The organism is Arthrobacter glacialis (assembly GCF_002909415.1).
Lineage (GTDB): Bacteria > Actinomycetota > Actinomycetes > Actinomycetales > Micrococcaceae > Specibacter > Specibacter glacialis.
Genome location: NZ_PPXB01000008.1, coordinates 48,850 through 75,479, shown reverse-complemented (window position 1 = coordinate 75,479; position 26,630 = coordinate 48,850). Strand labels below are relative to the sequence as shown.

Genomic DNA, 26,630 nt, shown 5'->3' with positions numbered 1-26,630 from the left:
AGTACTCTCTCTTGTTGCCACGAACAGCTCACAATCAAAGTTCCATATGATGCGCAATTGTTACGTGCAGCTCGGCAGCGCCGAACCGTCTTTGCCCGAACCAATCAGGGAGACCGCGTCATAGGCTTCTTCAAGCGTATCGACCTTGATAACCTGCAGCCCGTTGGGAATATGCCCCACAACATCGCCACAGTTGGCGCCCGGCGCCAGGAAGTAGTCGGCCCCGTTTTGCTGGGCGCCCACCATTTTTTGGGCGATCCCGCCAATGCCGCCGACCTTGCCTGCCGGGTCGATGGTGCCCGTGCCGGCAAACTTCTTGCCGCCCGTGAGCTCCCCGGGTGTCAGATTGTCCATGATGCCGAGCGCAAAAATCATGCCCGCACTGGGTCCGCCAACGTTTTCCAGGGAAATCTTGACCTCGAAGGGAAACTTGAACGTGTTTTGCGTGGAGATGCCCAACAAGTACTTGCCGGCCTCACCGAGTTTTGGTGTCACAGAGACAGTCTTCTCCACCCCGTCCCGCAACACAGTCAGCTCCACAGGGGCGCCCTTGCCCTCGGCGAGCACCTCCTGCACCACTGACAGGTCAGTGAATTTCCGCCCCCCTACGGTGAGCAGGACGTCGTCGGGCTTCAGGATGCCCGAGGCGGCACCATCGGCCGGGATCGACGCCACTGTCAAACTGGATTCGAAAGGGATGCTCAGGGCCGTCAGTGCTGCGGCCGTGGCATTTTCCTGGGAACCCGTCATGGCGGCGGAATTCTCACTGTTGACAGTTTCCTGGCTGACCCCCGGGGCGTAGATAAGCTCGGCAGGGTAGAGGGTGTGCGACGGCGTGAGCCACGACTGGAGCGCGTCGAAGAAGCTGATCCGGCTGTCGGGCAGGCCGCCGGTGAGGTGGACAGTGGTGAGGTCCAGGCTGCCGGAGGTGGCGGGGAAGTTTTCGTGGCCCGAGATGGTGATGATGGGTTTGCCGTTAAAGGTGCCGATCGTATTGATGGCGGGGCCCGGCGACTCAACAACATACGGGACCGGGATGGTCATGGCTGCCACCGCCAGCACCACCGACAGGGCCCCGGAGACAAGCATGAGGGGGAATCTTTTGTCCCGACCGGTGCTCGGTGACGTGGCTGTCTCTAGTATCTCCTGGCTCAAAGCTGTGACCTTTCCAAGCTCTTTTGGGCCTCGCTGGAACCCGTCAGAAATCAGGCGCCAACCACTAAGCTTACTGTGTCTAATTGTGCTGCCCATGTGCCCAAGCTGAGAGCACGCAGTGAATAGTTCCGTCCGTGGCCAAGGGCCAAAAACCCTTTGCCTGTAGCGAACAGGCGCCTGCCACGGGGCGACAACTCAACGCTGCGGCGGTAACGTAAAAGTATTCAGCGTCCACGCCAACGAACGGGCCATCATGTCTTCCACACCAGCCAATAACGACGACGACACCCCGAAGGATCCGCTTCAGGAAATGCTCGCCAACCTCTTGGGCGGCAAGGGCATGGAAGGCTTTGACCCTGCCGAACTGGCCAAGGCAGCCGGGCTGCCCTCCGATCCCAACGCGCTGGCGCAAATGTTCTCCCAGGTTCAGGCCATGATGAGCGGCTCCTCGGACACCCCCGTCAACTGGGATCTGGCGCGCGACGCCGCCCGCAAGGCAGCAGCCGGTGATGATCCTTCCGTGACCGCCGCCCAGCAGCAGGCCGTGGATGAAGCACTGCGCTTGGCCGAAATGTGGTTGGACCCTGTGACGGATCTGGCCGCAACAGCCATCATTGGCCGCGCATGGTCTCGGGCGGAGTGGGTTGAGGAAACCCTTGGCACCTGGCAGCGGTTGACGGAGCCGGTGGCCAACAGCATCGCCTTCGCGATCTCCAAGGCCATGAATGAACAACTCCCCGAGGAAATGAAGTCGGCCATGGGCGGCGCTGCATCGATGATGCAGAACATGGGCGGGGCCCTGTTTGGCTTGCAGCTGGGCCAGGCTGTGGGCGCCCTGGCCAAGGAAGTGCTCGGCTCCACTGACATTGGCATCCCACTGGCTGATCTGCAGATGGCCCTGATTCCCGCCAACATCAAGGCCTTTGGCGAAGGGCTTGAAGTACCCGAGCAGGAGATCCTGCTGTACTTGGCCCTGCGCGAGGCCGCCCACGCCCGCTTGTTTGTGCAAGTCCCTTGGCTGCGCGGGCACCTGCTGGGAGCCATCGAGTCCTACGCCCGCGGCATCCACATCGACATGTCCCGAATTGAGGACCTGGCCCAGAACCTCGATCCGTCCAATCCGGAAGCCATGCAGGATGCACTCTCCCAGGGTGTGTTCATGCCGGCCCGCACACCCGAACAGGATGCTGCCCTGGCCAAGCTGGAGACCGCACTGGCTCTGGTTGAGGGCTGGGTTGACGAGCTCAGCTTTGAGGCTGCCGCGAACCTTCCGGCCGCCGCGGCCATCCGCGAAACCATTCGCCGCCGTCGCGCCACGGGCGGCCCGGCCGAGCACGCTTTCGGCTCGCTGGTTGGTTTGGAGCTGCGACCCCGCAGGCTCCGTGAGGCAGCTGCCCTGTGGGCTTCACTGAAGGAACAGCGCGGCATTGCCGGCCGTGACGCCATTTGGGCCCACCCGGATCTGCTCCCCACGGCAACTGACTTGGATGACGCGGCGGGCTTCAGTGCCCGCCGCAGTCTCGAAGACGCCTCCGAGTCAGATGTTGATGCGGCACTGGCCAAACTCCTTGACGGCNGACGGCGGCTTTGACGACACCCCCTCGGGCGACGCCGAACCCGATACGGACAAGTAAGCGCCTCGTTTTCCGCTCCGGCGGTCGATGTGGTTTTTCGCTGGTGATATATCACCAGCGAAAAACCACATCGACCGCCGGATTCAGTTAAGGCCCGCCAACGGTGTCGAGGTCGCCGTCAAGATCATTGTTCATGCCGTGAATCTTGCGGTTGGCGGCAAACGAGGCACCGTCAAGGAACGCCTTGGCCCTGTCCAGCTCGGCAAAACCTGCCATCTCTGCCCAGAAGGCCGGGCTGTGGTTGGGGTGGATCAAGTGTGAGAGCTCGTGCAGGAGCACATAGTCCACCACCCACTCGGGCATGCCCTGCACATGGTGGGAGATGCGAATGGATTTCCTGGCCGGCGTGGCCGATCCCCAACGGCCATTTTGGTTACTCACCCACCGCACCGATTCGGGCACGGCGCGGGAGCCCAGATACTTTCCGGACAGGAACAGGCAGCGCTGCATCAGGGCGTCGTCGCTGGGCTGCAGCCGGCGCTTGCCGCCCCTGAGGCTGGCCTCAAGCTTCGCCACCATGTGCGGCACCCAATACTGTTCGTCCTCAAGGCTCAGCCGGGCCGGCACGGCTATGACTGCTTGGGGGCCTTCCCAAAACGCAGCCAGTCCGGTCTTTCGCCGGGCCGTCCGCCGGACCACCACGGCTTCCCCGTTGCTGCGCCGGTGTGCTGAGTACGAGTCTCCCAGCGGCCCGGGTGTCCCCTTGCCGATGGGCCGCCTGCGCGGATCCAATGCTGCTGCCATGCTTCGACGGTACAGCGAGGTTGCTCCAGTTCTAAACTCGGCGGCGCCAGATTGTGGACAAGTTTCAAGGTGTGGATAACTCTGCGCACGCTGGGGCGCAAAGTGCCATGATCGGTAAGTAGTGCTGTTGCCGCCAGCCAGCCCGAGGGAAATCCGCAAGGAGGTCGTCATGACAACTATCAACCCGGGGCTTCGCATGGTGCGGCGCAGCAGCCACAGCATCCAGATAGGTCTGGGCCCGGGCGGGGTTATTCTGGACGGTTTGGCGGAGTCCGATCTGGCGTTCGTCACCGCCTTGGGGCAGGGCATCACTGATGGCGAGGTGTTCGTGCAGGCCGCAGCGCTCGGTGTGGAGCCGGCCCGTGCCCTGGATATCTGCGCGAAGATTTCGGAGCTGCTGTTCAGCGATTCCGAGCTGACTACCCAAGGTTTTCGCGGCGAACGGCTCCTGCCTGAACGCGCAGCCCTGCTGAGTTTGTACCGGGCGCCGAGCCAGGACTACATGACCCGGCGCGAACATGCCGTGGTGCACGTAGTGGGCTTGGGCCGCACCGGAGCAGCACTGGCCGCGGTGTTGGTCAGCGCCGGTGTGGGGACGCTTCTGCTCGAGGATGACAGGGCCGTGATCGCCACCGACGTCAGCCCCGGGTCTTTCCTGCTGGCCGACATTGGCTTGGCCCGATCGGTGGCTGTGCGCCGGCATCTGTTGCGGCTAGATCCCAGCAGCAACGCCCATATTGTGCACGACGGCGGGACCGGAGGTCCCAGCCTGCGGTACCTTGATCTTGCCGTAGTGGTGGGCCACGACGTGGTGCACGCGTCAACCTCTGCCCGTTTCATGGGTGCGGAGCGGCCCCACCTGTTTGTGCTCCTGCGTGAACAGGACGGCGTGGTGGGTCCGCTGGTGGTGCCGGGCGAAACCGCGTGTGCCGAGTGTGTGGAACGGCACCGCAGCATCCACGATCCACAATGGTTGGAGGTGTGCGGCCAACTGGCAAGGAGCCAGCAATCCGCCACCGGCCGCAGGCGCACTGCGCATTTGTTGGAGAACGCGGCCATGGCCGTCACGCTGGCCGGAACTGCTGCGCAGCACGCCCTCTTGTTCCTCGACGCGGTTAACCAGCCAGCCTCGTGGTCATCCGTGCTGACGTTTCACCCGGACAATGGGCGGTGGACGCAGCAAGAATTCAGCGCCCACCCCGAGTGCGGCTGCCAGTGGCAGAATCAGTCGCTGGCCACAATCTCCAGCACAGCTTCCCCATAGCGTTCCAGTTTGGCCGGGCCCACCCCGGGCAGCGATGCCAAGGCATCAAGGTCCTGTGGGGCTGCCTCCGCAATAGCCATGAGTGTGGCATCCGTAAACACCACAAAAGCCGGGACTTCCGCGGCTGCGGATTCCTTCAAACGCCACTGACGCAATTGTTCAAAAATTGCTTCATCGTAGCCCGGCGGGCAATCGGGGCAGCGACCAACCTTCCGTTCGGCACCGGTGTTCAGGATTTTCCCGCAGACCCGGCATACAGAAGGACCGGCCACCTTGCGTGACTTCTTCGCGGCGGGCTGGCGGGGACCGGTGGGTGCGCCACCCACTGAGCTGGGCCGCAACCCATCAAGGAATCTCGAGGGCCTGCGGTTGGCCCGGCCGCCCGGGGTCCGGGCTGTTGACCAGGAGAAGTTCAAGAATTCCCGGGCACGGGTGATCCCCACATACAGCAGCCTGCGTTCCTCATCGACGGTTTCCGGGGTGTCCGCGAAGGAGATGGGCATGAGCCCTTCACTGAGCCCCACCAGGAACACCGCATCCCATTCGAGGCCCTTGGCCGAGTGCAGGGACGCCAAGGTGACGCCCTGAACGGTGGGTGCGTGCTGTGCCGAGGCACGGTCCTGCAGTTCGGCCACGAAGTCCACCAGGGTAAAAACGTGCTCGGGTGTGCTGCGTGAAACTACCAGTTCATCGGCAAGGGCCACGAGTGCTGAGAGTGACTCCCAGCGTTCGCGCACCGCCCCGCCAGTGTTGGGCGCCTCAGCCTGGTAGCCCAGGTTTTTGAGCACATCCCGTACCAGCTGCCCCAAGGGCTCGTCCTCGGCCGCGCGCGAGGCCGCGCGCAACTGCAGCATGGCATCGCGTACTTCCTTGCGGGCAAAGAACCTTTCGCCTCCCCGCAATTGATAGCCGACGCCCGCACCCGTGAGCGCCTGCTCGTAGGCTTCGGATTGTCCGTTGGTGCGGAACAGCACGGCAATTTCGCTGGCCGGTGTTCCGTGCTCAATCAGGATCTTGATCCGGGCGGCAACCGCCGCCGCCTCGGCTTCGTCGTCGCTGCACTCCAAAAATTCCGGCGCCGGGCCGCCGGGGCGCTGAGCCACCAACTCCAGCGGTGCCGACCACAGGGCATCAGCGCTCAGGCCACCACTGCGTCGATTGCCCAGCAGCGAGTTGGCCAGCCCCACCACCTGCGGGGTGGAACGGTAGTCGCGCACCAGTTTCACCACGTTGGCGGCGGGGAAACGCTTGGGGAAGTCCAGCAGATGCCGCGGCGTGGCACCAGTAAAGGAGTAGATAGTCTGGCTGGCATCGCCCACCACACACAGTTCGTCACGACCACCCAGCCACAAATCAAGCATGCGTTGCTGCAGCGGGGACACATCCTGGTACTCGTCCACCACAAAATGCCGGTACTGGTCCCGGACGGTGGCCGCCACCCGCGGGTCCTCCTGCAGGATGCCCACAGTTATGAGCAGCACATCCTCAAAATCAATGAGGTTCCGATCCGCCTTGACGTCCTCATAGCCCTGGAAAAGCCGACCCACAGCCACTTTGTCCAAGCCGCCGGGCTCGCCGCGGTCAACGGCTTTCAAAAGGTACGTCTCAGGCGTCAGCATGGAAACCTTGGCCCACTCAATTTCCGCCGCCAGGTCACGGATGGATGCCCTGTCGGCGGGCAGGCGCAGCCGACGCGCGGCCTCACCAATGATGGTCGCCTTGTGTTCCAGCAAGCCCGGGAGCTGACCGCCGACGGCGTGCGGCCAGAAATACTGCAGCTGCCGCAACGCTGCGGCGTGGAAGGTGCGGGCCTGCACGGTGCCAACACCCAGGTCCCGCAAACGAGTGCGCATCTCCGCGGCCGCGCGTGCTGTAAACGTCACTGCCAGGAGCCTGTTGGGATTGTAGACACCCGTGTGTACACCGTAGGCAATGCGGTGCGTGATGGCCCGGGTTTTACCTGTGCCGGCACCCGCCAGAACACACAAGGGTCCGCTCAGTGTTGTTGCCACTGTGCGTTGTTCCTCATCCAGTCCGGCCAGGATGCGTTCCTCGGCGGTTCTCTCATCCATGACCGGCAACCCTGTAAGCCGCGGATCAAAACTCATTGCTGCTCCCCAACGTCCAGGATGGGACCGCCGTACCACTGCTCAATCAAGGACCGGGCAATGGACTGCCTGTGTGAAATGGCCACGTCACCGTTGAGCACGGCGGTTTGCAGTTCGTCCCGGCTAAACCATCTGGCTTCCCTGACCTCAACGTTGTCTGGTGTTGGCACCACATCATCCGTGTAGCCAATGAAGCCCAGCATCAAGGAGCGTGGGAAGGGCCAGGCTTGGGAGCCAGAGTATTCCAATGAATGCAGGTGAACGCCCACCTCTTCAGCGATCTCGCGCACTGCAGCCTGTTCGGCGCTCTCCCCCGCCTCGGCAAACCCGGCCACTGTGGAGTACCTGTGGAGGTCCCACGCGAAGTTGTTGGCCAGCAGGATCCGCTGGTCGGCACCCACAATGGCCACGATGATGGCCGGATCGGTGCGAGGAAAGTGTTCGGAGGCATCCACCGGGCAGCGGCGCATCCACCCGGCGGAGGCAACCTCAGTCAGGTTTCCGCAACGCGGGCAGCACGGGTGGGTGGTGTGCCAATTGGCCACGGCGGCAGCCTGGATAAACACTTCCGCATCAGCAGGATGCAGGTGCGCGGCGGCCTCACGGTACGTGACAAAGCCGGCGCCAGCAGGCACCCAGGCCGGCACGTGCGCCTGCTCCGGGAGACCGGCGTCGTACGGGAGAACCTGCAGCACCAGGGACGTCGTGGCAGGCAGCTTATGGTCATGGTCATCGTTGACCTTGCCCAAAAACACTGTGACCGTCCCGGCCGGAAGCACCGCGGGGAGGTCGGCAGGGTCCAAGTAGCTCAGCGCACCGCCGCTCATCAGGGCCTTGCCCTGGTGCAGGAGCACCACCCGGTGGGAGGGATCGCGCTGCACGGCCTCCAAGTAGCCGGGTTCAGTACGCTGCTCGCACGCCCTGTCAAGAACTGTTTCGGCAGAGGGCTTGGATGTGGTCATGGTTCTACCGTACGCATCCGCAGCAAGTTTTTACATTCCACACTCGCGTGATTGTGGACAAGTTGACCAGCTTGTCCACTACTTCTCACGACTCGCCGCCGCAACGGCGCGGCGTTGGCGCAATAGCGTTCTACGGTAGAGGTGTGAGAAGAATGACTGCAATCGAATTGGCCGCCATTGCCAGCGCTGCCGTGCCCGGACTCAACGTCACTGCCTTTGGCCCGGAACCAGATGACACTGCCGATTTCTGCTCAGCATTGCTCGTTGACTCGGACAAACGGCGTTGGCGTGTGCGTTCACCGCGGCATGCCGAGGCAAGCACGCGCCTGGAGACCGAACGCCAGGTGCTGAGGGCGTTCCCGCCGGCCATCCGCGCCGAATTGCCATTCCTGCTGCCCACCGTTGCCGGGACGGTGCGCCAGGGCGAGCTCACCACTTTTGTTTACTCCCACATTGCCGGCCGGGCCGCAACCGTGGATGAATTGGCAACAGGAAGCACCGCGATGGCGTTGGAGATTGGCGCCGCCATCGCCGCCATCCATGATCTGCCGCACGACCTTGTCACCACCTATGACCTGCCCAGCTACACGGCCAATGAATTCCGTCAGCGAAAACTCAACGAGTTGGACCAGTCGGCCACCACCGGCAAGATCCCCCCAGCCCTGTTGCGCCGTTGGGAACATGCCATGGAGGACGTTGCCCTCTGGCGTTTTAATGCGTGCGTGGTCCATGGCGACCTGCATGAAGACAATATATTGCTCGACGGCGATCAGGTCACCGCCGTGATTGGCTGGACCGATCTGCGCGTGGGCGACCCCGCCGATGATTTTGCCTGGCTGGTGGCCGTGAACGATTCCACCTTTGTGGACTCCGTGATGGCTGCCTATGCTGCAGCCCGCAATGAGACTCCCGATCCTCATCTGCTGCGCCGTGCCGCCCTGAGCGCCGAATTTGCGCTGGCCCAATGGCTGGTCAAGGGCTATGCGGCGGACAGCGCACGCATGGTGGAAGATGCCGAAACCATGCTGCGCACCTTGGAGGCTGATATTGCCGAACATGGCGGGCAGCCCATCAGCGTTGAAGCCACAGTGGTTCCTGCCGCCTCTGCCGCCCCGGTGAATCCGGCTGCGCCCGCCCACGCCGCGCCACTGAAGCAGGCCGGGCCTGCTTCAGCTGCTGCTGCGGCCAAAGCAGGCCCGGCCAAAGCAGGTCCGGCCAAACAGGCGGACCCGGCCAGCCCCGTCACCTCGGCTGTGCCAGTTGTTGCGCCCGCAGCTGTCGAAAAACCCAGCGAGAGCGCCGCCGAGAACACTGGCGGAAGCGGAGCGGATGCCGATGGCAGCGCAGGCGAAACTGAACCCAGCAGCTCGGCTGACGCAGCTAGCGCTGACGAGACAGGCGAGGCAGAAACAACGGAACCGGCCGACGCAGATGCTGGATCCGCAACGGAACCGGCCACTGCTTCCTTGAAGGTCATCCCCCTCCACAAGTAGGTGGCAGGCGTTAGGCGGAGTAGGCGTTCGTGACGATTGCCTCCAGTTCATCCTGGCCCGCCAGGTCCACGGGACGGATGAGTTTGTCCTGGCCCACATAGTAGAACGCCGCGCGAACCTGCTCCAGCGGCACGTCCTTCAGTCGCGACCAGGCAAGCCGGTACACGGCCAGCTGCACACCACGCACCGCCAGCTGCGCCTTCGAAGGAACTTTCCCGGTTTTCCAGTCGATCAGGTCCCAGCCGCCGTCGTCGTCGCGGAAGATCGCGTCAATGCGACCGCGCACCACAACCCCGGCAACCCTGGTCTCTATGGGCACCTCCAGTTCGGCCGGGATGCGGGTGGCCCAGGCAGAGTTCTTAAACGTTTCTTGCATGTCGGCAAGCCCATAGGCCTCGTCAACGTAAGCGTCGGCGCCGGGAACCTCATCAAAGTCCAGCTGGCCGCTAGTCCCAAAGTAATCTTCAATCCAGCTGTGGAAGGCCGTTCCCTTCCTTGCCGCCATGCCGGGCTTGGTGGGTACGGGCCGGCGCATGGCACGGGTGACCTTTTCCGGATCCTCACCGAGAGCCACCAGCCGTGACGCGGAAATATGGGGTGGCAGTTCCACCCGGAGTTGATCCGATTCCCTGTGTTCCTGGGCCAGCAGGACAGCCAATTCCTTGCCCCAGTGGGGATTGAGTGCAAAGAACTCCTCAGATTCCAGCGCCGCCGCACCGGCAGCGGACAACTGCAGCCGTGCCGCGTGGACCGCTGCTGCCGAGCGTTCGGCGTTCTCGCGCCGCCCCAGCCGCGCCGCAACGCCGGACCGGCCCACAATGACGGGCCCATTGAGCGGATCGTAGGGCCACTGGGCGCTTTCAGCACCAGCACTCACGGGGTTCTCCGCGTCCTCCTCGGGATCCTCAAACCACTGCAGAATTTCTGCTGTATGCGCGGCACCCTCGGTGAGCGGCAGTAGTTCCTCCAGGAACTTTGACGGTGGCAGCGGTTTCTTCCCGGTGCCCCAAACGGTGCCCGAGCACATGAGGAAGTCGCGGGCCCGGGTGAACGCAACATAGGCCAACCGCCGTTCCTCCTGTTCGCCGTGGAGCAGAACGTCGTCGGCGAACAATTTCTCGTTCTCCATCAACGTTTTCAGATCCGAGACGTTGAGGTCCCATTCGGGCAAGTCCTCCTTGTCCCCGCGCAATGGCCAGGGCAGGGATTTGGCACCCGTGCTCCAGCGGTCCGCCCGGGTGCTGGGAAAGGCGCCGGAATTCATGCTCGGCACAAACACCACATCCCACTCCAGCCCCTTGGAAGCGTGCACCGTCAGCAGCGCCACGGCGTCCGGATTGCTCTCGGTGGGCGTCATCTCAAGCCCGCCCTCCTCCGACTCCGCCGTTTCCAGCCAGCCGAGGAAGGCATCCAGATCAACCCTCTGGGCGGCCTGCATGAACGTTGCCGCGGCATCGGCAAAGGCATCCAGGTTGCGCCGGGCATGGTGGATGCTGGATCCGGGTTTTGCCGCCAGCTCAATGTCCAGGAGCATGGTCCGCTCCACCACACCGAGCAGATTGCCCAGGTCCTCCCCCACAAAGGTTCGCAGCACCCGCAGCTCGTCCCGCAACGCCAGAAGGCGTGTTCGGGCAACGTCACTGAGCGGGCGCGCCGCCTCGGGCCAATAGTCAGCGCTGAGGTAATCCAAGGCCTCAATCAAGGACGATGAATCCACCAAATCGGCGGTCACCACGGTTTCTTCAACTTCATCCAGAGGACCTTGCTGCGAGCCGCGGGTTTGTAGATTTTCGCCCGTCCCGGCATCGACCCGCACGGCTGCGTCAAAGTCCACTTTGTGCGTGGCCGCCCAGTGGCGGCGCCTGGCCAGGTACCGGGCCCAGTCGGCAAAAGCCATCAAGTCGGCCGGACCAATCCGCCACCTGGCACCTGTCAGCAGGCGCATCAGGGCGTCCGAACGGCCGGGGTCGGCAATGACCCGCAAGGTGGCCACCAGGTCCACAATTTCAGGGGTGCCCAGCAGCCCGCCCAAACCGACAATCTCGTAGGGAATTCCACGAGCCTCAAACACCGACTGCAGGCGCGGAAATTGTGCCCGACGGCGGCACAAAACCGCCACTGTCATGGCACCTTGGGCGCCTCCTCGGTGGCTGAAGTCGCCCTTGCGAGCCGAAATTTGATCGGCAATGGCTTCTGCTTGCACCAGTTCTGTTTCGTACCGGGCCAGCACCACTTCCCCGGCCTGTGCGTTCGGCTTTTCCCGCAGGGGCGAAACCACCACGTTGGGTCCGGCCGCTGCACGCTCCGCCTCGGAAAGTCCTGCCGCCAACGTGGCGTTGGCCTTCCGGATCTGGGCCTGGGCCAGTTCTGCCGACATGACGTTGGCGGCGGCCAAAATATGGGCAGAGTTGCGCCAGGCGATGGTGAGCTCGGCAGTGGGTGCGTACCCGCCGTCGGACTTGAGGAAAATCTCCGGGAACCGGAACAGCTGGCCCGCGGAGGCGCCCCGGAAGCCGTAGATGGACTGGTGCGGATCGCCCACGGCCGTGACGGGGTGCCCGCCGCCAAAGAGCTGCGCAAAAAGCTGCAATTGTGCGTGCGAGGTGTCCTGGAATTCATCCAGCAGCACCACTTTGTAGCGTTGGCGTTCCATCTCCCCCGCGTGCGGAACGTCCTGGGCAATTCTGGCTGCCAGGGCCACCAGGTCCCCATAGTCCAGGACGTTGCGACGGCGTTTGGCCTCCGCGTAGCTCTGCACCAGGGCTGTCACGGATGCGCGCGTGCGCAACACGTCCAGCTGCTTCTTGACGGTGGCCGTGGCCGGCTTGGCGGTCTCGGCAATGTAGGGCAGTGCCTCAAAACTGCTGACGTAGTCCTCAATCACGTTCTTCACGTGGGCAGGATCCTGCAGGTGCTCGGCACATTCACCGGCCAAATCCATGACCGACTGGATCAAGGTGGACTTGGCGGCCGTGAAGTGTTCGTGGGCGCCGTCATGGGCCTCCACCACCTCGCTGGCCAGCTGCCAGGCCTCAGCGGCACCCATGACCACCGCGTCCCGTTCAATGCCCAGGCGCAGACCATAGTCGGTGACAATGCCGCTGGCGTAGGAGTGGTAAGTGGACACCTTGGGCTCCAGCGCGTCCCGGGCCGCAGCCGCTGGCGCCAGTTCCACCTGGCCGGAGCGGGCCAAGGTGCCCAATTTGGCAAGTTGTCCCCGGATCCTGGCCGCCAGCTCCCCTGCAGCCTTGCGGGTGAAGGTGACGCCAAGAATTTCCTCGGGCAGCACCAGTCCGTTGGCCACCAGCCACACCACACGGTCGGCCATGGTGGTGGTCTTTCCCGATCCGGCCCCGGCAATGACCAGCAGCGGTTCCAGCGGGGCACAAATAATGGCTGCCTGCTCCTCTGTTGGCGGGCGCTGTTCCAACAGCTCAGCGAGTTCATAAGGGCTCAGAAGCGGTGAAAGGCTCATTCGGTGATTTGTTTCCCTTCCGGGCACAGCGGGCAAATAGTGGGCAGGGGGCAGCCATTGCGTTCGGACCAATCGGCGCCGTGGCGGGCGGGGAACACAGACTGGGCCATCAGCAATGCGGCTTCCATGACCTTGTGGGTGGGGTCGTTCTCGCTGCCGGCAACCATGGGTGTCTGGTCCTGGGTTTTTACCGACTTGGTGCCATCCCCCAACGGCAGCAGGGCAGCCCCGCCGGAGGCCGCACCAGCCAAGCCGGCGGCCGCAGCTAGTTCAGCGAATCCTCCAGCGGTCACAGCCACCTGGTAGGCGCCAAGCTGCGGATGCGCCGCAACTTGATCCTTGGTGGGTTTGCTGCGCCCGGTTTTGATGTCCACAACAATCAGCCTGCCGTCTGCATCGGCCTCCAATCTGTCCACCTGGCCGCGCAAAACAACCGTCCGTTCCGCAACTGGAGTGCCTGCGGCGTCGGAAATGTCCACAGCGCTCTCGCCGGCAGGCAGCTCACCCAGTTCAACGCTGAAGTTCTGCTCAACTCCCAACAGGGTGCGGCCGTCCTGGCGGGCGGTGATGACATATTGGGCCAATTTGCCCAGCATCTCCTGGGCGCGGCGGTAGTCCACATCGCTTTCCCACGACTCCGGAAGCCCCAACGACGGCCACCGTTTGTCCAGTTCAGCCAGATATTCGTGGCCTGCCCCGTTGGGAATGTCCTGGGCAATGGCGTGGATCAGCGTGCCAAGGCTGCGGGCAAAGTCTGTGGTGGCTTCCCCGCCGGCTGCCTTGATAAACCAGTTCAGCGGGGATTTCAGCACTTCTTCAACCTTCGACGGCGAGACGGTCACCGGCTCGCCCGGCGCAATAATGGGCGCCTCCGTGCTCACGGGCAGAAGACCCCACCACTGGTGCGGATCAGCACCGGCAATGCTCCTTTGTGCCAGCACCGCCAGCATTCTGGCCGCCTCCGGATCGGCATGCATCTCCGATTCCTGCCGCAGCTCAGCCACCAGGGACCGCAGGGTCATGGGTCGTGGCACGTGTTCAATGGGGCGCACAGGGTACTGGGATTCACCGCCGGAATCCGTGACCGGGATGTAAGGGGCTGCCAAGTCAATGAACTGGGAGGGCTGCAGGTCATGGCCGGCAGCTGCCGTGAGAATGAGTTTCTCGCTGGCCCGCGACATGGCCGCGGCAAAGCTGCGGAGTTCGTCATACCGGATGTCCCGCAAGCGGGCCGCCGGCTCAATTTGGCGGGCAGCCTGGCCGCCCCTTTCCAACACGTCCACCAACAGTTGGCTGCCCAGCAGCTCACCGCGCAGGCGGGTGTTGGGCCAGACCCCCTCCTGCAGGCCGGCCACAATGACCACCGGCCATTCCCTGCCGGCAGCACTGGCGGGCGTCAGGATTTCCACCGCGTCAGTGCGTTGTGCACGCGCCGCCAAGGTGTCCATGGGCAGCTCCTGGCTCATCAAATAGTCAAGGAACTGCTGTGGACTGGACCCGGGCAACTGGTCAACGTACCGCTCGGCCGTTTGGAACAGGGCCATGACGGCGTCAAGATCCCTGTCGGCGCGGATGCCCGTGGGCCCGCCTCGCAAGGCCTGGGATTCCCAGGTCCCGGAACTGTCGCAGGCATCCCACAGGGCCCAGAGCACTGTTTCGGCGTTGGCGCCCGGCTGGGCCACGGCCTCGTGGCCGGCTGCGAGCATGGCGGCAAGCCGGGTGGCGTTGGCTGCCTCCCAGCCCAGCCCGGCCAGCTTTTCTGGATTCAGCAGCGCCTCCACCAACAGTTCGTCGCTGGCGCGTCCCCCGCCGGCATGCAGTTCCTGCTGCCGTAATGCCTGGCGCAAACGCCGCAATTGCAAGGCGGTGGAACGCCCCAGCCGGGACGTCAACAGCGCAACGGCTGCCTCGGCGTCGAACGTTTCAGGAGCCAGTGCCACGGCAAAAGCCTCAAGCAGGGGCCGCACGGCTGGCTCATCGCGCACAGGGTTCTCCGCCACGGGAACCTTCACGGCAATGCCCTGCCCGCTCAAGTACCGTTGCAGCGCGGCAAGCGCCGACCCTGTGCGCACAATGACAGCAATCTCATTGAGACCGTGCCCGCCCAGGTGCTGCAGGTGCAATATGCGTTCGGCCACCAGGCGCAGCTCATGAACCTCGGAGGCCACAACATGGGCGCTGACACAGGATTCGGGGTTCGCCTCACTAACTTGGGGCCAGCTGAGTTCACGCGCCTTGTGACCGCCACGGATCTGGAAGATGCGCTCAGCCACCCCGGACCAAGCCGCAGCCAGCTGCCGGCTCATCCGGTGCGAGGTGGACAGCGTGAACTGCCGCAGGGGCAAGTCTCCGGTGCCCAAGGATTCGCCCAGCGGGGCCACCAGGTCCGGGCGGGCACCACGGAAACCCTGCACCACCGTGTCAGGGGAAGCGGCCACCAGCACGTCCTTGCCGTGGCCCACCAACTGCAAAAGCTCGTGCACCGCCTTGTTGGCTTCCTGGATGTCGTCAACCACAATCAAGGCAAGCCGCTGGCGTTCCTGGGCCAAAAATTCGGGGTCGATGCGCAGCAGGGTTGTTGCTGCGGTGATGATGCCTGCGGGGTCAAAGGAGCCCGACTTGCCCCAATCCACCACATCCCGGTATTCGCCATAGAGCGAAGCTGCGGCAACCCAATCGGGGCGCTGGTTGGCAGCTCCCAGCTCCGCCAGGTCCTCGGGGGCCAATCCGTACTCAATGACCCTGTCAAAGAGCTGGCGGATCTCCTGGCGAAACCCGCGGGTGTCCAAGGCCTCGGCAAGTTCCGCCGGCCATTGCGGGGCGGTGCCCAGCCCCATCCTGTGACCGGCAAGAAGGTCCCTGATGATGAGATCCTGTTCGGGGCCGCTCATGAGCCGCGGGGGGCCGTCAAGGTGCGGCATGCGGCCCTCCACCTTGGCCCGGCGCAACAGGTCGAAGGCATAGGATGACCAGGTTCTGGCGGGGGATGTGCTCAAACTTCTGCTTAACCGGGCACTGAAGCCGTTGCGCAGCCGCGCGGCAGCCAGTCGCGACGGCGCCAGCAGCAGGGCACCTGCTGGATCAACGGCGTCGTGCTCGATCCGCTTCACGGCCGCCTCAATCAGCACTGTGGATTTGCCCGTGCCGGGGGCGCCCCAGATCAGCACTGGTCCGGTTCCGGGGCTGAGGTCAACCACGGCCTGCTGGTCGGGGCTCAATGCCGGAGCGGTGACCTCACTCTGGGCGGGCGCCACCAGCGTGAGTTTGGGCAGCGCCTGTACCGGCACGGTCTGGTTGGACCGTGGCTGCGGCTCCTGCTTTGCTTGCGTGCTCATGCACCCAGTCCATCACGAGGCACTGACATTGGCGCAGTGTCCGCGGAGGGCAGCTGATCCGCGGCGTGCAACCGTTCCGCGATGGCGTCAATGAGCACAAAATCCGGCTCTCGAGGATTCCACCGGGCCGTCCTCATATCCACCCTCCATCTGGGGGCACGGCCGGGCACTGGCTCTTCATCCGGATCTCCTCGCAGCGCAGTCCCCTCGTGGCGGTAGTGGCCCAGTGCCCGTGCCTCGTGGCCCTGCGGGGCCATGCCACTGGCGCGGATCACCCGCCACCACGGCACAGCTCCGCCGTCGACGGACATGGCCGCACCCACCTGCCGCGGGCCGCCGCTTTCCAGCAACGCCGCAATGTCCCCATAGGACAAAACACTGCCCGCGGGGATCACCTCGGCCACGGCCAAAACTGCCTCAACATACTGCTCACGCATGCTTCAAGCGTAGTTCGCCGCAGCGGCCCGCGCGCCCGGATGTCCGCCCTAGCGGGTAGCGTTGGAGCATGACTAGCTGGAGCATGCACCCCCGGGCCGCGTTTGACTTGGAAACCACAGGCAAGGACCCCCGCACCGCCCGGATTGTGACAGCCTCCATTGTGGTGGTCGATGAGACCGGCGCAGTGGTTGACGTCCATGAATGGCTTGCGGATCCGGGCATGGAGATTCCCGAGGAAGCGGCAGCCATTCACGGGGTCAGCACCGAGCACGCCCGCGAGCATGGGCGCCCGGCGGCTGTTGTGGCTGCCGAGGTGGGCGCCGTCCTGGCCACACTCTTTGCCAACAACATTCCCGTGATTGCCTTTAATGCCAGCTACGACTTCACGGTCTTGGCCAATGAGGCCCGCCGGCATGGGCTGGAGCAGATCACAGCAGCTCCCGTCATTGATCCCTTTATCTGCAACAAGCACTTGGATAAATTCCGCAAGGGCAGCCGGACACTGGTTGCCCTCTGCGAGGAATACGGGATTAAGCTCGACGCCGCCCACACCTCGGCCGCCGACGCTGAAGCCTCGCTGCGGCTGGCCGACGCCCTGGCTGCCAAATACAGCGCGCTGCGCATTGATGTCATGGATCTCCACACGTTACAGGTCTCCTGGGCCTTGGAGCAGGCAGCTGATTTCCAGGGATATCTGCGCCGGGTCAAGGATCCGGCAGCAGTCATTGAGGGCGATTGGCCGGTACTGCCCTAAACTCCAGTGCTTCCCTCAACGACGGAGGACGTACGAGGCATTGACAGTAGGCATGATCTATATCACAGTATCGATAGCGCGGCACTTGACACGTAGTGGTGCGTCAGTCGTGCAGCGATGTGACCCTGCCAGCGTCCCGCGCCAGTCGCAAAAACAGCATTGATCGCAGATTGTTCTGCAATATTCTGGTTAGGGCAATCATATATTCGTATCTGCCACATTTTGTGGCCGGGTGACATAATTTAGTTTTGTGGCTCGAGTTCTGCTACGAAACTCCTGTGAGTTTCTTCATCGCTCGCCACGCTACGCTTACCCTGCCCGATGCGTCTTTCGGGCTGGGCACCTGCAATGAAAGTGAATGTTTGATGAAGAATTCAGCCCTCAAGTGGCTCACCACGGTCCCTGTTGCCGTTGCACTGGCTTTCTCACTGGCAGCCTGCGGCGGAGCTGCCACTGACTCCGGCTCGGCCAAGCCCACGGATGCCCTGGCTGGCAGCGACCAGGTGTCACTGGACAAGTACACAACAGCGGACGTTGTTCCCCTCGACAAGATCGACAAGGCTGCCCTCGGCCTGGTCACTGCCGGCACCATCTCTGTTGGCACGCTCTCCGATGCCCCGCCCAACATCTTCTTGAAGGACGGCGTGTTCACCGGTTACGACAACGAGCTGTTGCGCGCCATGGGCGAGAAGCTGGGCCTGAAGGTTGAATTCAAGTCCACCGATTTCTCCGCGCTGTTGGCTCAGGTTGAGAACAAGCAGTTCGACGTCGGATCCTCCTCCATCTCCACCACCGACGCACGCCGTAAGAACGTTGGCTTCACCAACGGTTACGACTTCGGCTACATGGCTGTTGTTGCCAAGACCGATTCAGCCATCAAGGGCTTTGCCGATCTGAAGGCCGACACCCGCATTGCAGTTGTCACCGGCACCGTCCAGGATGACTACGTCAGCAATACTTTGAAGATTGAGCCCGTGCGCTTCGCCGACTACAACACGGCGTACGCCAACTTGAAGAACGGCCAGGTTGACGCCTGGGTTGCTCCTTCCCAGCAGGCCACCGGCCAGGTGAAGGACGGCGACGGAACTACCATCGCCGAAGAAGTTGTCAACACCCAGAACTTCACCGCTTACGCCGTGAATTCCGAGAACAAGGCACTGACTGACGCATTGAACTCTGCCTTGGATGCAGTCATCGCCGACGGCACCTGGTCCAAGCTGACCAAGGAATGGTACCCGACCCGTCCCATGCCCGAAGACTGGACCCCGGGCTCCAAGGCAGTAACGGTTCCCAAGGCCTAATCTATGGATGTTCTCGAGCAGCTCGCAAAAACGTTCCTTGACTGGGAGGCCATGGCGGAAGTAATTCCCGCCATGCTCACAGTTGGTTTGCCCAATACTTTGATTTTGGCCGTTTCCTCGGCCTTCTTCGGGTGCGTCCTGGGCATGATCCTGGCAGTGATGGGCATTTCACGGAATCCCATTCCACGCTGGATCGCCAGGATCTATACAGATATTTTCCGTGGCCTGCCCGCCATTTTGACCATCCTGTTGATTGGTCTTGGACTGGGTCCCGTGGTTCGCATCCTGACCGGAAGCACCAATCCCTACCCCTTGGGTATTTTGGCGTTGTCCTTGATGGCTGCAGCCTACATCGGCGAAATCTTCCGTTCGGGCATTCAAAGCGTTGAAAGCGGACAGCTAGAGGCATCGCGCGCCCTGGGGTTCAGCTACAGCGCCGCCATGGTGCTGATTGTTATTCCTCAGGGCATCCGCCGGGTTCTGCCGGCACTTGTCAACCAGCTAATCTCCTTGATCAAGGACTCTTCTTTGATCTACATGCTGGGCCTGCTGGCCAGTCAACGGGAGATCTTCCGTATCGGCAACGACCAGGCCGCCACCACCGGAAACCTGTCCCCCCTGGTTGCTGCCGGCTTGCTGTACCTGTGCTTGACGGTACCGCTGACCCACTTGGTCAACTTCATGGACAAGCGCATGCGTGAGGGCAAGACTCAAAAGGTTGAACCCGATGAGGCAGCAGCAATTATTGGAAAGGGACACTAAACCATGAGTGAATTTAGTTCAGGAACCCTGACCGCCAAGAACATCCACCTGTCTTTTGGTTCCAACCACGTTTTGCGTGGCATTGACCTGCACGTGCCCAAGGGCACCACAGCGTCAGTGATCGGCCCCTCGGGATCGGGCAAGTCAACGCTGTTGCGGGTCATGAACCGGCTGATCGAACCGGATCAGGGCGACATCTTCCTCGATGACCGCTCAGTCTTGAAGGACAACCCGGATGAGCTACGCCGTCGTATTGGCATGGTCTTCCAGCAGTTCAACTTGTTCCCGCACAAGACGGTGGTCCAGAACGTTTCTCTGGCGCTGAGCAAGATCCGCAAAATGCCCAAGGACCAGGCTCACGCCAAGGCCCTGGAGCAGCTGGACCTTGTTGGCCTCAAGCACAAAGCCGACGCCCGCCCCGGCAACCTTTCCGGTGGCCAGCAACAGCGCGTGGCCATTGCCCGCGCACTGGCGATGGAACCTGAGGTGATGTTCTTTGACGAGGCCACCAGCGCCCTGGACCCGGAACTGGTCAAGGGTGTGCTGGCGTTGATGACTGACCTGTCCAAGGGTGGCATGACCATGGTTGTGGTCACCCACGAGATGGGCTTCTCCCGCAACGTCTCCGACACCGTGACGTTTATGGACGGCGGCGTGGTGGTTGAAACCGGACCGCCCGACCAGCTCTTCACCGAGCCGAAGACGGACCGTCTGAAGGGCTTCCTCTCGGACGTCCTCTAATCATTTCCAACTGACCCGCAGAAAACGCCGAAAATCACGTCAAAATCGTGAATTTTCGGCGTTTTCTGCGGGTCAGTTGTTTAAACGCGCTCCAGCAGCTCGTGTGGTACTTCCGGAAGCACGACGACGATCTTCTCGCCCAGGTGGCCACATGCGCAACCGTGTTCACGCGGCACGTTTAGGCACACAGCCCAACGAACTGACCCGCAGTAGTGGTCGAAAAAACGCGATTTCGCGACGTTTTCCGACCACTTCTGCGGGTCAGTTGCTTAATTGCGGGTCTAGGCCGCCGCGGCGGCTGCTGCCTTGGCCGCTGCCGGCAGTGCGGCGAAAATGCGGTTCATGGCGGCGTCGTCGTGAGCGGCGGAGAGGAACCAGGCCTCGAACACGCTTGGCGGCAGGTATACGCCCGAATCCAGCATGGAGTGGAAGAACGGCGCGTAGCGGAACGCTTCCTGGGCCTGCGCGTCAGCATAATTGTGCACGCCGTTTGCAGCAGTGCCGAAGGCCACCGAGAACAAGTTCCCGGCCCGCTGGATGGAGTGATCCACGCCCTCGGCAGCCAAAGCCAAAGACAAGGCCGTGGACAGTTCCAGGGAACGCGCATCAACAGTGGCGTAAACAGCAGCGGTAGCAGCCGTCAGGGTGGCAACACCGGCAGCCATCGCTACGGGGTTGCCGGACAACGTGCCCGCTTGGTAGACCGGGCCCAACGGAGCCAGATAGTCCATGACGTCGGCGCGGCCACCGAGCGCCGCCGTCGGAAGTCCGCCGCCAATGACCTTGCCAAAGGTGAACAGGTCAGGGGTCCAGCCCTCGGAAGCACCGGTCAGGCCCCAGTAGCCAGCCGCACCAACCCGGAATCCGGTCAGGACCTCGTCCAGGATCAGGAGGGCTCCATTGGCCGAAGTGATGCGTGAGAGTCCGGCATTGAACCCCTCCCCCGGCGTGACAACGCCCATGTTGGCGGGCGCTGCTTCAGTGATGACGGCGGCAATCTTGTCCCCGTGAGCGGCAAATGCTGCTTCAACGGCGGCCAGGTCGTTGTACGGCAGCACCAGGGTCTCGGCAGCGGTTGCCGCCGTGACGCCAGCAGAGCCGGGCAGGGCGAGGGTGGCCAGGCCTGATCCGGCCGCGGCCAGCAGGGAATCCAGGTGGCCGTGGTAGCAGCCGGCGAACTTAATGATCAGGTCACGGCCGGTGAAGCCGCGGGCCAGGCGCACGGCCGTCATGGTGGCCTCGGTCCCGGTGGACACCATGCGCAGGCGTTCGACGCCGGACACGCGGCCCTGCACCAAGGCGGCCAGTTCGCTTTCGGCCGGGGTGGAGGCGCCGAAGCTCAGGCCGTGATCCACGGCTGTGTGGACTGCCGCCAGCACGTCAGGATGGGCGTGGCCCAGCAGTGCCGGACCCCATGAGCACACCAAGTCAACGTAGTCGCGGCCGTCGGCGTCGGTGAGGTAGGCACCCTTGGCATTGACCATGAAGCGCGGAGTGCCGCCCACCGAACCAAAGGCGCGCACAGGCGAGTTCACCCCGCCGGGCATGAGAGTCTTGGCGCGGTCAAAGAGTTCTTGCGAGCTGGTCATGAAATGTCCTTCGAATAAGTAGTGGTGAACCGGAGGCTGCTGGAAGTTAGTTGGTGCGCATCCAGCCGGCCAGCTCGGCCGCCCAGTACGTCAGGATCATGTTGGCGCCGGCCCGCTTGATGCTCAGCACTGATTCTTCAATGGCTGCGCGGCGGTTGATCCAGCCGTTCGCTGCTGCGGCCTCAATCATGGCGTACTCGCCGGAGATTTGGTATGCCGCTACGGGGACCGGGCTCATGGCTGCCACGTCGGCCAGAATGTCCAGGTAGCTCATGGCCGGTTTGACCATGACAATGTCCGCGCCTTCGGCCAAATCCAGTTCAACCTCGTGCAGGGCTTCGCGGCGGTTGCCCGGATCCATCTGGTAGCTGCGGCGGTCGCCGTCAAGCTGTGAATCCACGGCCTCACGGAACGGGCCGTAAAACGCCGAGGCGTATTTGGCCGCGTAGGCCAGCACGGAAACATCGGCATGGCCTGCCGCGTCCAGCGACTCGCGGATGACTGCAACCTGGCCGTCCATCATCCCCGACGGCGCCACCACGTGCGCCCCGGCGGCCGCCTGGGCCACGGCCATTTTGGCGTAGATGGCCAAGGTTGCGTCGTTGTCCACCCCGCCGGCGGCGTTCAGCAGACCACAGTGCCCGTGGTCGGTGAACTCGTCCAGGCAAAGGTCACTCATGACCACCAAATCATCGCCAACCACCGCGCGCACATCCCGGATGGCCTTGTTCAGCACGCCGAACGGGTCCAGCCCAGCGGAACCTGTGGCGTCACGTTCGGCGGGGATGCCGAAGATCATGATGCCGCCGAGCCCCAGCGCCAGCGCCTCGCGCGCGGCCGCCACCAGGGAGGCCGTGGTGTGCTGCACAACGCCGGGCATGGAGCTGATGGGTTTGGGTTCGCTGAGGTCCTCGCGAATGAAGACAGGCAAAATCAAGTCCGACGGCGCCAGCCGGTACTCACTCACCAGGTTGCGCATGGCGGCGGTGGTGCGCAGGCGGCGCGGACGGTGCTGGGGGAAGCTCACTGTGGATTCTCCGTAAATTACTTGGTGTGAAAATTCTTGTGGGCTGCTGCCAGTGCGGCAACAATTCCCGCCGGTGTGGGGTGCGTGGCCGTGGCCACAACCCGCAGGCCCAGCCGCAGGGCCTCGTCCCGGGTTGGCTGCCCAATGGCTACCACCAGGCAGCCGTCCGGTAGCGGAGCCATGGTTGAGGCAACCCGCCGCGCTGCACTTCCGGAAGCCAGTACGACGGCGTGGATCACCCCCGCCTGCACCTCCTGTGCCGCTTGGGCCGGGGTGAGCAGAGCGTAGCTGGAGTTGACAGGTGGAGAGGTTGCACGAGTTGAATGGGCCAAGCTTGCCGTCAACCGGCTGCCGTCCTGGGCCGGGTAGTCCACCGTGTGATAAGCCGTGACAACGTCGGTGTCCCAGCCCTTGGTGTTCAGGCCTTCCACCAGTCTGGGTTCGGCCAGGTCCGACTGAGGCAGCAGGACTCGCCCGCCGCCGTCGTGCGCTTGTGGCCACAGCTCAACCAGCCCGGCCGCGGATTGCAGATCCGTGGGAGCCAGTGCGGCGTGGATGCCCTCAGCCGCCAAGACAGCAACAGAGGTGGGCCCAATGGTTGCCACTGACGTTGTTGCAGGAATGAGGTCAGCCAGCGACGTCCCAGCTGTCTCACACCATTGCTTCAGGGCCCGCACAGTGGTGATGGAGCTGACCACCAGCCAGCGGTACTCCCCCGCCGCCAGCCGGCCCAGCGCAGCCCCCAAGATCTCATTATCCGAGATTTCAAAGTCGATGACGGGCACCAACACCGGCTCTGCCCCGGCCGCAGCAAGTGCATCAGCAAAAGCCCCAGCCCGGTCCGCGCTGCGCGTAACGGCAACCCTCAACCCGGCAAGCGGACTGGCGGCCTCGGCAGCTGAAGCAACCGGCACGGCGTCAGTCACTGTGCCGAGCCGGCCAGATCTGCCAAGTCCCCTGCACCGTCCGCGAGCAGCTCTTCGGCCAGTTCAATGCCAAGGAGTGTGGCACCAACGTTGCTGAGTCCGTCGGTAGCCTTTTTGACGCGCATGGTGCGCGCGCCGTCGAGGGAGGCAACAACTGCTTCGAGGTAGAGCATGGAGCCCTTGCGGTAGGCGAAGGCTCCGACAGGGGCGCTGCAGCCTGCCTCAAGGCGGGCAAGGAGTGCGCGTTCTGCCGTGATGGCCAGGCGCGTGTCCTGATGGTCAACGGCTGCCAGGGATTGTCCCAGGATGCCGGTGAGGGAAGCGTCGGCGGTCCGGCATTCCAGGGCGAGTGCGCCTTGGCCGGGGGCCGGGAGCATCACCTCGGAGGAGAGGAACTCGGTGACGGTGTCCAGGCGGCCAATGCGGGTCAGCCCGGCCGCGGCCAGAACCACAGCGTCGAGGTCGCCGGTTTTGCCGGGCACAAGGTCGGTGACAGGGTTGCCGGGCAGCCCTGGAACCCGGGCCAGGCGGGTGTCCACGTTGCCGCGGATGTCCACGATGGCCAGATCCGGGCGTGCAGCCAACAGCTGCGCGGCGCGCCGGGGTGAGCCGGTGCCCACTGTGGCGCCGTGAGGCAGCTCCGCCAGTTTCAGTCCGTCGCGGGCGCACAGGGCGTCGCGGGCGTCCACCCGCTGTGGCACGGCAGCCAGGGTCAGGCCCGGAACAGCAGCCGTGGGCAAGTCCTTCAAGGAATGCACGGCAACGTCCACACGTGAATCCAGGACAGCAGTCCGCAATTCAACGGCGAAGACGCCGGTTCCGCCCATTTGTGACAGCGGGCCCGTGAGGACGTCGCCGTCGGTCTTGATGGGTACAATCTCTGCTTCAAAGCCGCCAACGGCACTGAGTTGATCGGTAATTTGTTGGGTCTGGCTCAGCGCCAGTTTGCTTCCGCGGGTTCCAATTTTCACAGTATTTATTATCCCTGCCGCCGCGGCTAGCGGCTATTCCCGCTGCCGGCGGCCACCAAGCCCACGGTGCTGCCCACTTCGGAGATGACTGGCTTGGTGCCACGGAAGTTGGCGCAGCAGCCGGGGTTGCACACATCAAACCAGGGACCCAGCTTGGTCATGGCGGGGCGTTCCTCGATGTGGTTTTCAATGGTTCGTTCACAGATCAAGTCCACGAGGCCGCTGACAAACTTTTGGTGCGTTCCCGGAGTGGGAGCACGGTCAAAGGTCAGGCCAAGTTCTGCGCACGTCTCTGCCGCTTCGGTGTCCAGGTCCCAGAGGACCTCCATGTGGTCGCTGACAAAGCCCAGCGGCACCACTACAACGCCCTGTGTGCCGGCAGCAGCCAAGTCAGCGAGAGCATCGTTGATGTCGGGCTCCAGCCACGGCACATGCGGGGCGCCGGAACGGGACTGGTAGACCAGCGACCACTCCTGGCTGGGGTCAACCTTGGCCATGATGGCTTCAGCCGCGGCCAGGTGCTGGGCCACATAGGCTGAGTTTTCGGCAAATTCGCGCAGCTCGAGTTCGGAGCTGCCGGAAGCCTCGGCGTCCCGGGTGGGGATGGAGTGCGTGGCAAACATGACGTGCACGGAATCGGCGGACTTGCCGTCGGCGGCCAGCGCCGCGCGCACCTTGGCCAGGGATGCGGCGGTTCCCTCAATGAAGGGCTCCACAAAGCCGGGGTGGTCAAAGTACTGGCGCACCTTGTCCACGGCAAGCTTGCCGTCGAGTTCGGTTTCCGTCAGCGCCATGCCAATGTCCTCGCGGTACTGGCGGCAGCCCGAGTATGAGGAGTAGGCGCTGGTGGTGACCATCAGGAGTCGGCGGTGGCCGGCGTCGTACGCGTCCTGCAAAACTGCGGGAATGTACGGGTCCCAGTTGCGGTTGCCCCACAACACCGGCAAGGCGATGTTTCGGGCGGCCAGCTCGGCTTCCAGGGCGGCCTTCAAGGCGCGGTTCTGGGCGTTAATGGGGCTGATGCCGCCATTCTTGCGGTAGTGGTGGCTGACCTCTTCCAGGCGCTCGTCCGGGATCCCGCGCCCACGCGTGACGTTGCGCAGGAAGGGGATCACGTCATCCTGGCCTTCGGGCCCGCCAAAAGAGGCAAGCAAGATGGCATCATACTGGGCCGGCGCGGCAATGGGGGTCGAAACAGGCGCGTTCATCGCAGAACCTCGGCAATCTCGGTGGAGGAGATGCGGCGGCCCGTGTAGAAGGGCACTTCTTCGCGGACGTGCAGACGGGCGTCGGAATAGCGCAGGTGGCGCATCATGTCCACCAAGTCTGTGAGCTCGTCAGCTTCCAGGCCCAGCAGCCACTCCCAGTCGCCCAAGGCGAAGGCGGAGACTGTGTTGGCTAGAATCTGCGGGAATTCCCGGCCCAGCATGCCGTGCTCGCGGAGCATGCGGCTGCGGTCTTCGGCGGGCAGGATGTACCAGTCGTAGGAGCGCACGAACGGGTAGACGCAGACCCAGCCTTTGGGCTCGTGGGGGCCCATGTAACTGGGGGCGTGGCTCTTGGCGAATTCGGCCTCGCGGTGCACACCCATGGCTGACCATGCAATCTCGGTGTTGGCAAAAAGTTCGGTGCGGCGGATGGCGCGAATGGCCTTCTGCAGGTCTTCCGGAACGGCGCCAACCAGCCACACCATGATGTCTGCGTCGTTGCGCATGGCGGAGACGTCATAGGCGCCGCGCAGCGTGATGCTTTCCGCGGCCAGGGCGGCCACCAGTTCATCAAACTCTGCAACGGCAGCTTCTGCGCCGGCGAAGGAGCCCGTCCGCTTGAACACGGTCCACAGGGTGAACGGTGTCGCGTCAGGAGTTTTGGTGACAGATTCTGCGTTTGTGTGGCTCATGTGTTCAAGTTTGCACCCAAGCACCCCGAAAGCTAAAACCGAACTTCTCTA

19 protein-coding genes and 1 pseudogene are annotated in these 26,630 nt (G+C 63.5%); 7 read left to right on the top strand and 13 right to left on the bottom strand.

The window, feature by feature from the left end; all coding sequences use genetic code 11:
• Window positions 1-60: 60 nt before the first annotated feature.
• Window positions 61-1,089, bottom strand: coding sequence for a YlbL family protein (locus tag CVS28_RS11290; protein WP_243399844.1), 1,029 nt, complete (start codon window positions 1,087-1,089; stop codon window positions 61-63).
• Between the two features lie 319 nt (window positions 1,090-1,408).
• Here CVS28_RS11290 and CVS28_RS11285 point away from each other — a divergent pair.
• Window positions 1,409-2,731, top strand: a pseudogene (locus CVS28_RS11285) (zinc-dependent metalloprotease); the annotation flags it as partial.
• A gap of 145 nt (window positions 2,732-2,876) precedes the next feature.
• Here the strand turns inward: CVS28_RS11285 and CVS28_RS11280 are convergent.
• Window positions 2,877-3,533 carry a M48 metallopeptidase family protein gene (locus CVS28_RS11280; protein ID WP_103481570.1) on the bottom strand — a complete coding sequence of 219 codons (657 nt, stop codon included), beginning with the start codon at window positions 3,531-3,533 and terminating at the stop codon, window positions 2,877-2,879.
• Window positions 3,534-3,702: 169 nt separating this feature from the next.
• Between CVS28_RS11280 and CVS28_RS11275 the strand changes: the two genes are divergently transcribed.
• The gene (locus CVS28_RS11275; RefSeq protein WP_103466974.1) at window positions 3,703-4,797 is read left to right on the top strand and encodes a TOMM precursor leader peptide-binding protein; all 1,095 of its coding nucleotides are present in this window, start codon (window positions 3,703-3,705) and stop codon (window positions 4,795-4,797) included.
• On the opposite strand, the gene CVS28_RS11270 is transcribed toward CVS28_RS11275, so the two are convergent.
• Together CVS28_RS11270 and nudC are read right to left on the bottom strand one after the other, a co-directional pair.
• Window positions 4,758-6,869, bottom strand: a complete 2,112-nt coding sequence (locus CVS28_RS11270) for an ATP-dependent DNA helicase UvrD2 (protein ID WP_103481569.1) — start codon at window positions 6,867-6,869, stop codon at window positions 4,758-4,760. The two genes, CVS28_RS11275 and CVS28_RS11270, sit on opposite strands and share 40 nt — an antisense overlap.
• Before the next feature lie 32 nt (window positions 6,870-6,901).
• On the bottom strand, window positions 6,902-7,867 hold the full coding sequence (nudC, locus tag CVS28_RS11265) for an NAD(+) diphosphatase (RefSeq protein WP_103481568.1): 966 nt from the start codon (window positions 7,865-7,867) through the stop codon (window positions 6,902-6,904).
• A 152-nt stretch (window positions 7,868-8,019) separates the two neighbouring features.
• Here nudC and CVS28_RS11260 point away from each other — a divergent pair, with 152 nt between their 5' ends.
• Window positions 8,020-9,360 (top strand): macrolide 2'-phosphotransferase, encoded by a 1,341-nt coding sequence (locus CVS28_RS11260; protein ID WP_103481567.1) that lies wholly within the window; start codon window positions 8,020-8,022, stop codon window positions 9,358-9,360.
• A 10-nt stretch (window positions 9,361-9,370) separates the two neighbouring features.
• Here the strand turns inward: CVS28_RS11260 and CVS28_RS11255 are convergent, their stop codons facing one another.
• From CVS28_RS11255 to CVS28_RS11245, 3 genes are read right to left on the bottom strand one after another with little or no spacing between them, the layout of a single operon-like run.
• Complete coding sequence (locus CVS28_RS11255) at window positions 9,371-12,835, bottom strand: ATP-dependent helicase (protein WP_103481566.1); 3,465 nt, start codon at window positions 12,833-12,835, stop codon at window positions 9,371-9,373.
• On the bottom strand, window positions 12,832-16,170 hold the full coding sequence (locus tag CVS28_RS11250; protein WP_103481565.1) for an ATP-dependent helicase: 3,339 nt from the start codon (window positions 16,168-16,170) through the stop codon (window positions 12,832-12,834). Before CVS28_RS11250 ends, CVS28_RS11255 begins: the two co-directional genes overlap by 4 nt.
• A complete protein-coding gene (locus tag CVS28_RS11245; RefSeq protein ID WP_103481564.1) occupies window positions 16,167-16,607 on the bottom strand; it encodes an MGMT family protein in 441 nt (146 codons plus the stop codon). Before CVS28_RS11245 ends, CVS28_RS11250 begins: the two co-directional genes overlap by 4 nt.
• A gap of 68 nt (window positions 16,608-16,675) precedes the next feature.
• Here CVS28_RS11245 and CVS28_RS11240 point away from each other — a divergent pair, with 68 nt between their 5' ends.
• From CVS28_RS11240 to CVS28_RS11230, 4 genes are all read left to right on the top strand, one after another.
• Window positions 16,676-17,362 carry a 3'-5' exonuclease gene (locus CVS28_RS11240; RefSeq protein ID WP_103481563.1) on the top strand — a complete coding sequence of 229 codons (687 nt, stop codon included), beginning with the start codon at window positions 16,676-16,678 and terminating at the stop codon, window positions 17,360-17,362.
• A gap of 365 nt (window positions 17,363-17,727) precedes the next feature.
• The gene (locus CVS28_RS19930; RefSeq protein ID WP_103466966.1) at window positions 17,728-18,663 is read left to right on the top strand and encodes an ABC transporter substrate-binding protein; all 936 of its coding nucleotides are present in this window, start codon (window positions 17,728-17,730) and stop codon (window positions 18,661-18,663) included.
• Between the two features lie 3 nt (window positions 18,664-18,666).
• Window positions 18,667-19,425: an amino acid ABC transporter permease gene (locus CVS28_RS19925; protein ID WP_103466965.1), complete on the top strand. Its 759-nt coding sequence runs from the start codon at window positions 18,667-18,669 to the stop codon at window positions 19,423-19,425.
• A gap of 3 nt (window positions 19,426-19,428) precedes the next feature.
• Window positions 19,429-20,166 (top strand): amino acid ABC transporter ATP-binding protein, encoded by a 738-nt coding sequence (locus CVS28_RS11230; RefSeq protein ID WP_103466964.1) that lies wholly within the window; start codon window positions 19,429-19,431, stop codon window positions 20,164-20,166.
• Between the two features lie 281 nt (window positions 20,167-20,447).
• Here the strand turns inward: CVS28_RS11230 and hemL are convergent, their stop codons facing one another.
• The 6 genes from hemL to hemQ are packed head-to-tail and all read right to left on the bottom strand — an operon-like array spanning window position 20,448 to window position 26,579.
• A complete protein-coding gene (gene hemL, locus CVS28_RS11225) occupies window positions 20,448-21,755 on the bottom strand; it encodes a glutamate-1-semialdehyde 2,1-aminomutase (RefSeq protein ID WP_103466963.1) in 1,308 nt (435 codons plus the stop codon).
• Between the two features lie 46 nt (window positions 21,756-21,801).
• Window positions 21,802-22,782 carry a porphobilinogen synthase gene (gene hemB / locus CVS28_RS11220; RefSeq protein ID WP_103481562.1) on the bottom strand — a complete coding sequence of 327 codons (981 nt, stop codon included), beginning with the start codon at window positions 22,780-22,782 and terminating at the stop codon, window positions 21,802-21,804.
• A 17-nt stretch (window positions 22,783-22,799) separates the two neighbouring features.
• Window positions 22,800-23,708 carry a uroporphyrinogen-III synthase gene (locus tag CVS28_RS11215; RefSeq protein WP_243399843.1) on the bottom strand — a complete coding sequence of 303 codons (909 nt, stop codon included), beginning with the start codon at window positions 23,706-23,708 and terminating at the stop codon, window positions 22,800-22,802.
• Window positions 23,705-24,688, bottom strand: coding sequence for a hydroxymethylbilane synthase (hemC, locus tag CVS28_RS11210; RefSeq protein WP_243399859.1), 984 nt, complete (start codon window positions 24,686-24,688; stop codon window positions 23,705-23,707). Before hemC ends, CVS28_RS11215 begins: the two co-directional genes overlap by 4 nt.
• 17 nt (window positions 24,689-24,705) lie before the next feature.
• A complete protein-coding gene (locus tag CVS28_RS11205; protein WP_103466960.1) occupies window positions 24,706-25,887 on the bottom strand; it encodes a ferrochelatase in 1,182 nt (393 codons plus the stop codon).
• Window positions 25,884-26,579, bottom strand: a complete 696-nt coding sequence (gene hemQ, locus CVS28_RS11200) for a hydrogen peroxide-dependent heme synthase (protein ID WP_103466959.1) — start codon at window positions 26,577-26,579, stop codon at window positions 25,884-25,886. Before hemQ ends, CVS28_RS11205 begins: the two co-directional genes overlap by 4 nt.
• Between the last annotated feature and the right edge of the window lie 51 nt (window positions 26,580-26,630).

What these genes read in the sequence shown, in the direction of transcription:
- CVS28_RS11275 (WP_103466974.1), top strand. Translation starts at nt 3,703, where the DNA reads ATGACAACTATCAACCCGGGGCTTCGCATGGTGCGGCGCAGCAGCCAC.
- hemQ (WP_103466959.1), bottom strand. Translation starts at nt 26,579, where the DNA reads ATGAGCCACACAAACGCAGAATCTGTCACCAAAACTCCTGACGCGACA.
- CVS28_RS11240 (WP_103481563.1), top strand. Translation starts at nt 16,676, where the DNA reads ATGACTAGCTGGAGCATGCACCCCCGGGCCGCGTTTGACTTGGAAACC.
- CVS28_RS19925 (WP_103466965.1), top strand. Translation starts at nt 18,667, where the DNA reads ATGGATGTTCTCGAGCAGCTCGCAAAAACGTTCCTTGACTGGGAGGCC.
- CVS28_RS19930 (WP_103466966.1), top strand. Translation starts at nt 17,728, where the DNA reads ATGAAGAATTCAGCCCTCAAGTGGCTCACCACGGTCCCTGTTGCCGTT.
- CVS28_RS11245 (WP_103481564.1), bottom strand. Translation starts at nt 16,607, where the DNA reads ATGCGTGAGCAGTATGTTGAGGCAGTTTTGGCCGTGGCCGAGGTGATC.
- CVS28_RS11230 (WP_103466964.1), top strand. Translation starts at nt 19,429, where the DNA reads ATGAGTGAATTTAGTTCAGGAACCCTGACCGCCAAGAACATCCACCTG.
- CVS28_RS11280 (WP_103481570.1), bottom strand. Translation starts at nt 3,533, where the DNA reads ATGGCAGCAGCATTGGATCCGCGCAGGCGGCCCATCGGCAAGGGGACA.
- CVS28_RS11255 (WP_103481566.1), bottom strand. Translation starts at nt 12,835, where the DNA reads ATGAGCCTTTCACCGCTTCTGAGCCCTTATGAACTCGCTGAGCTGTTG.
- CVS28_RS11250 (WP_103481565.1), bottom strand. Translation starts at nt 16,170, where the DNA reads ATGAGCACGCAAGCAAAGCAGGAGCCGCAGCCACGGTCCAACCAGACC.
- CVS28_RS11205 (WP_103466960.1), bottom strand. Translation starts at nt 25,887, where the DNA reads ATGAACGCGCCTGTTTCGACCCCCATTGCCGCGCCGGCCCAGTATGAT.
- CVS28_RS11270 (WP_103481569.1), bottom strand. Translation starts at nt 6,869, where the DNA reads ATGGATGAGAGAACCGCCGAGGAACGCATCCTGGCCGGACTGGATGAG.
- nudC (WP_103481568.1), bottom strand. Translation starts at nt 7,867, where the DNA reads ATGACCACATCCAAGCCCTCTGCCGAAACAGTTCTTGACAGGGCGTGC.
- CVS28_RS11290 (WP_243399844.1), bottom strand. Translation starts at nt 1,089, where the DNA reads ATGCTTGTCTCCGGGGCCCTGTCGGTGGTGCTGGCGGTGGCAGCCATG.
- CVS28_RS11260 (WP_103481567.1), top strand. Translation starts at nt 8,020, where the DNA reads ATGACTGCAATCGAATTGGCCGCCATTGCCAGCGCTGCCGTGCCCGGA.
- hemL (WP_103466963.1), bottom strand. Translation starts at nt 21,755, where the DNA reads ATGACCAGCTCGCAAGAACTCTTTGACCGCGCCAAGACTCTCATGCCC.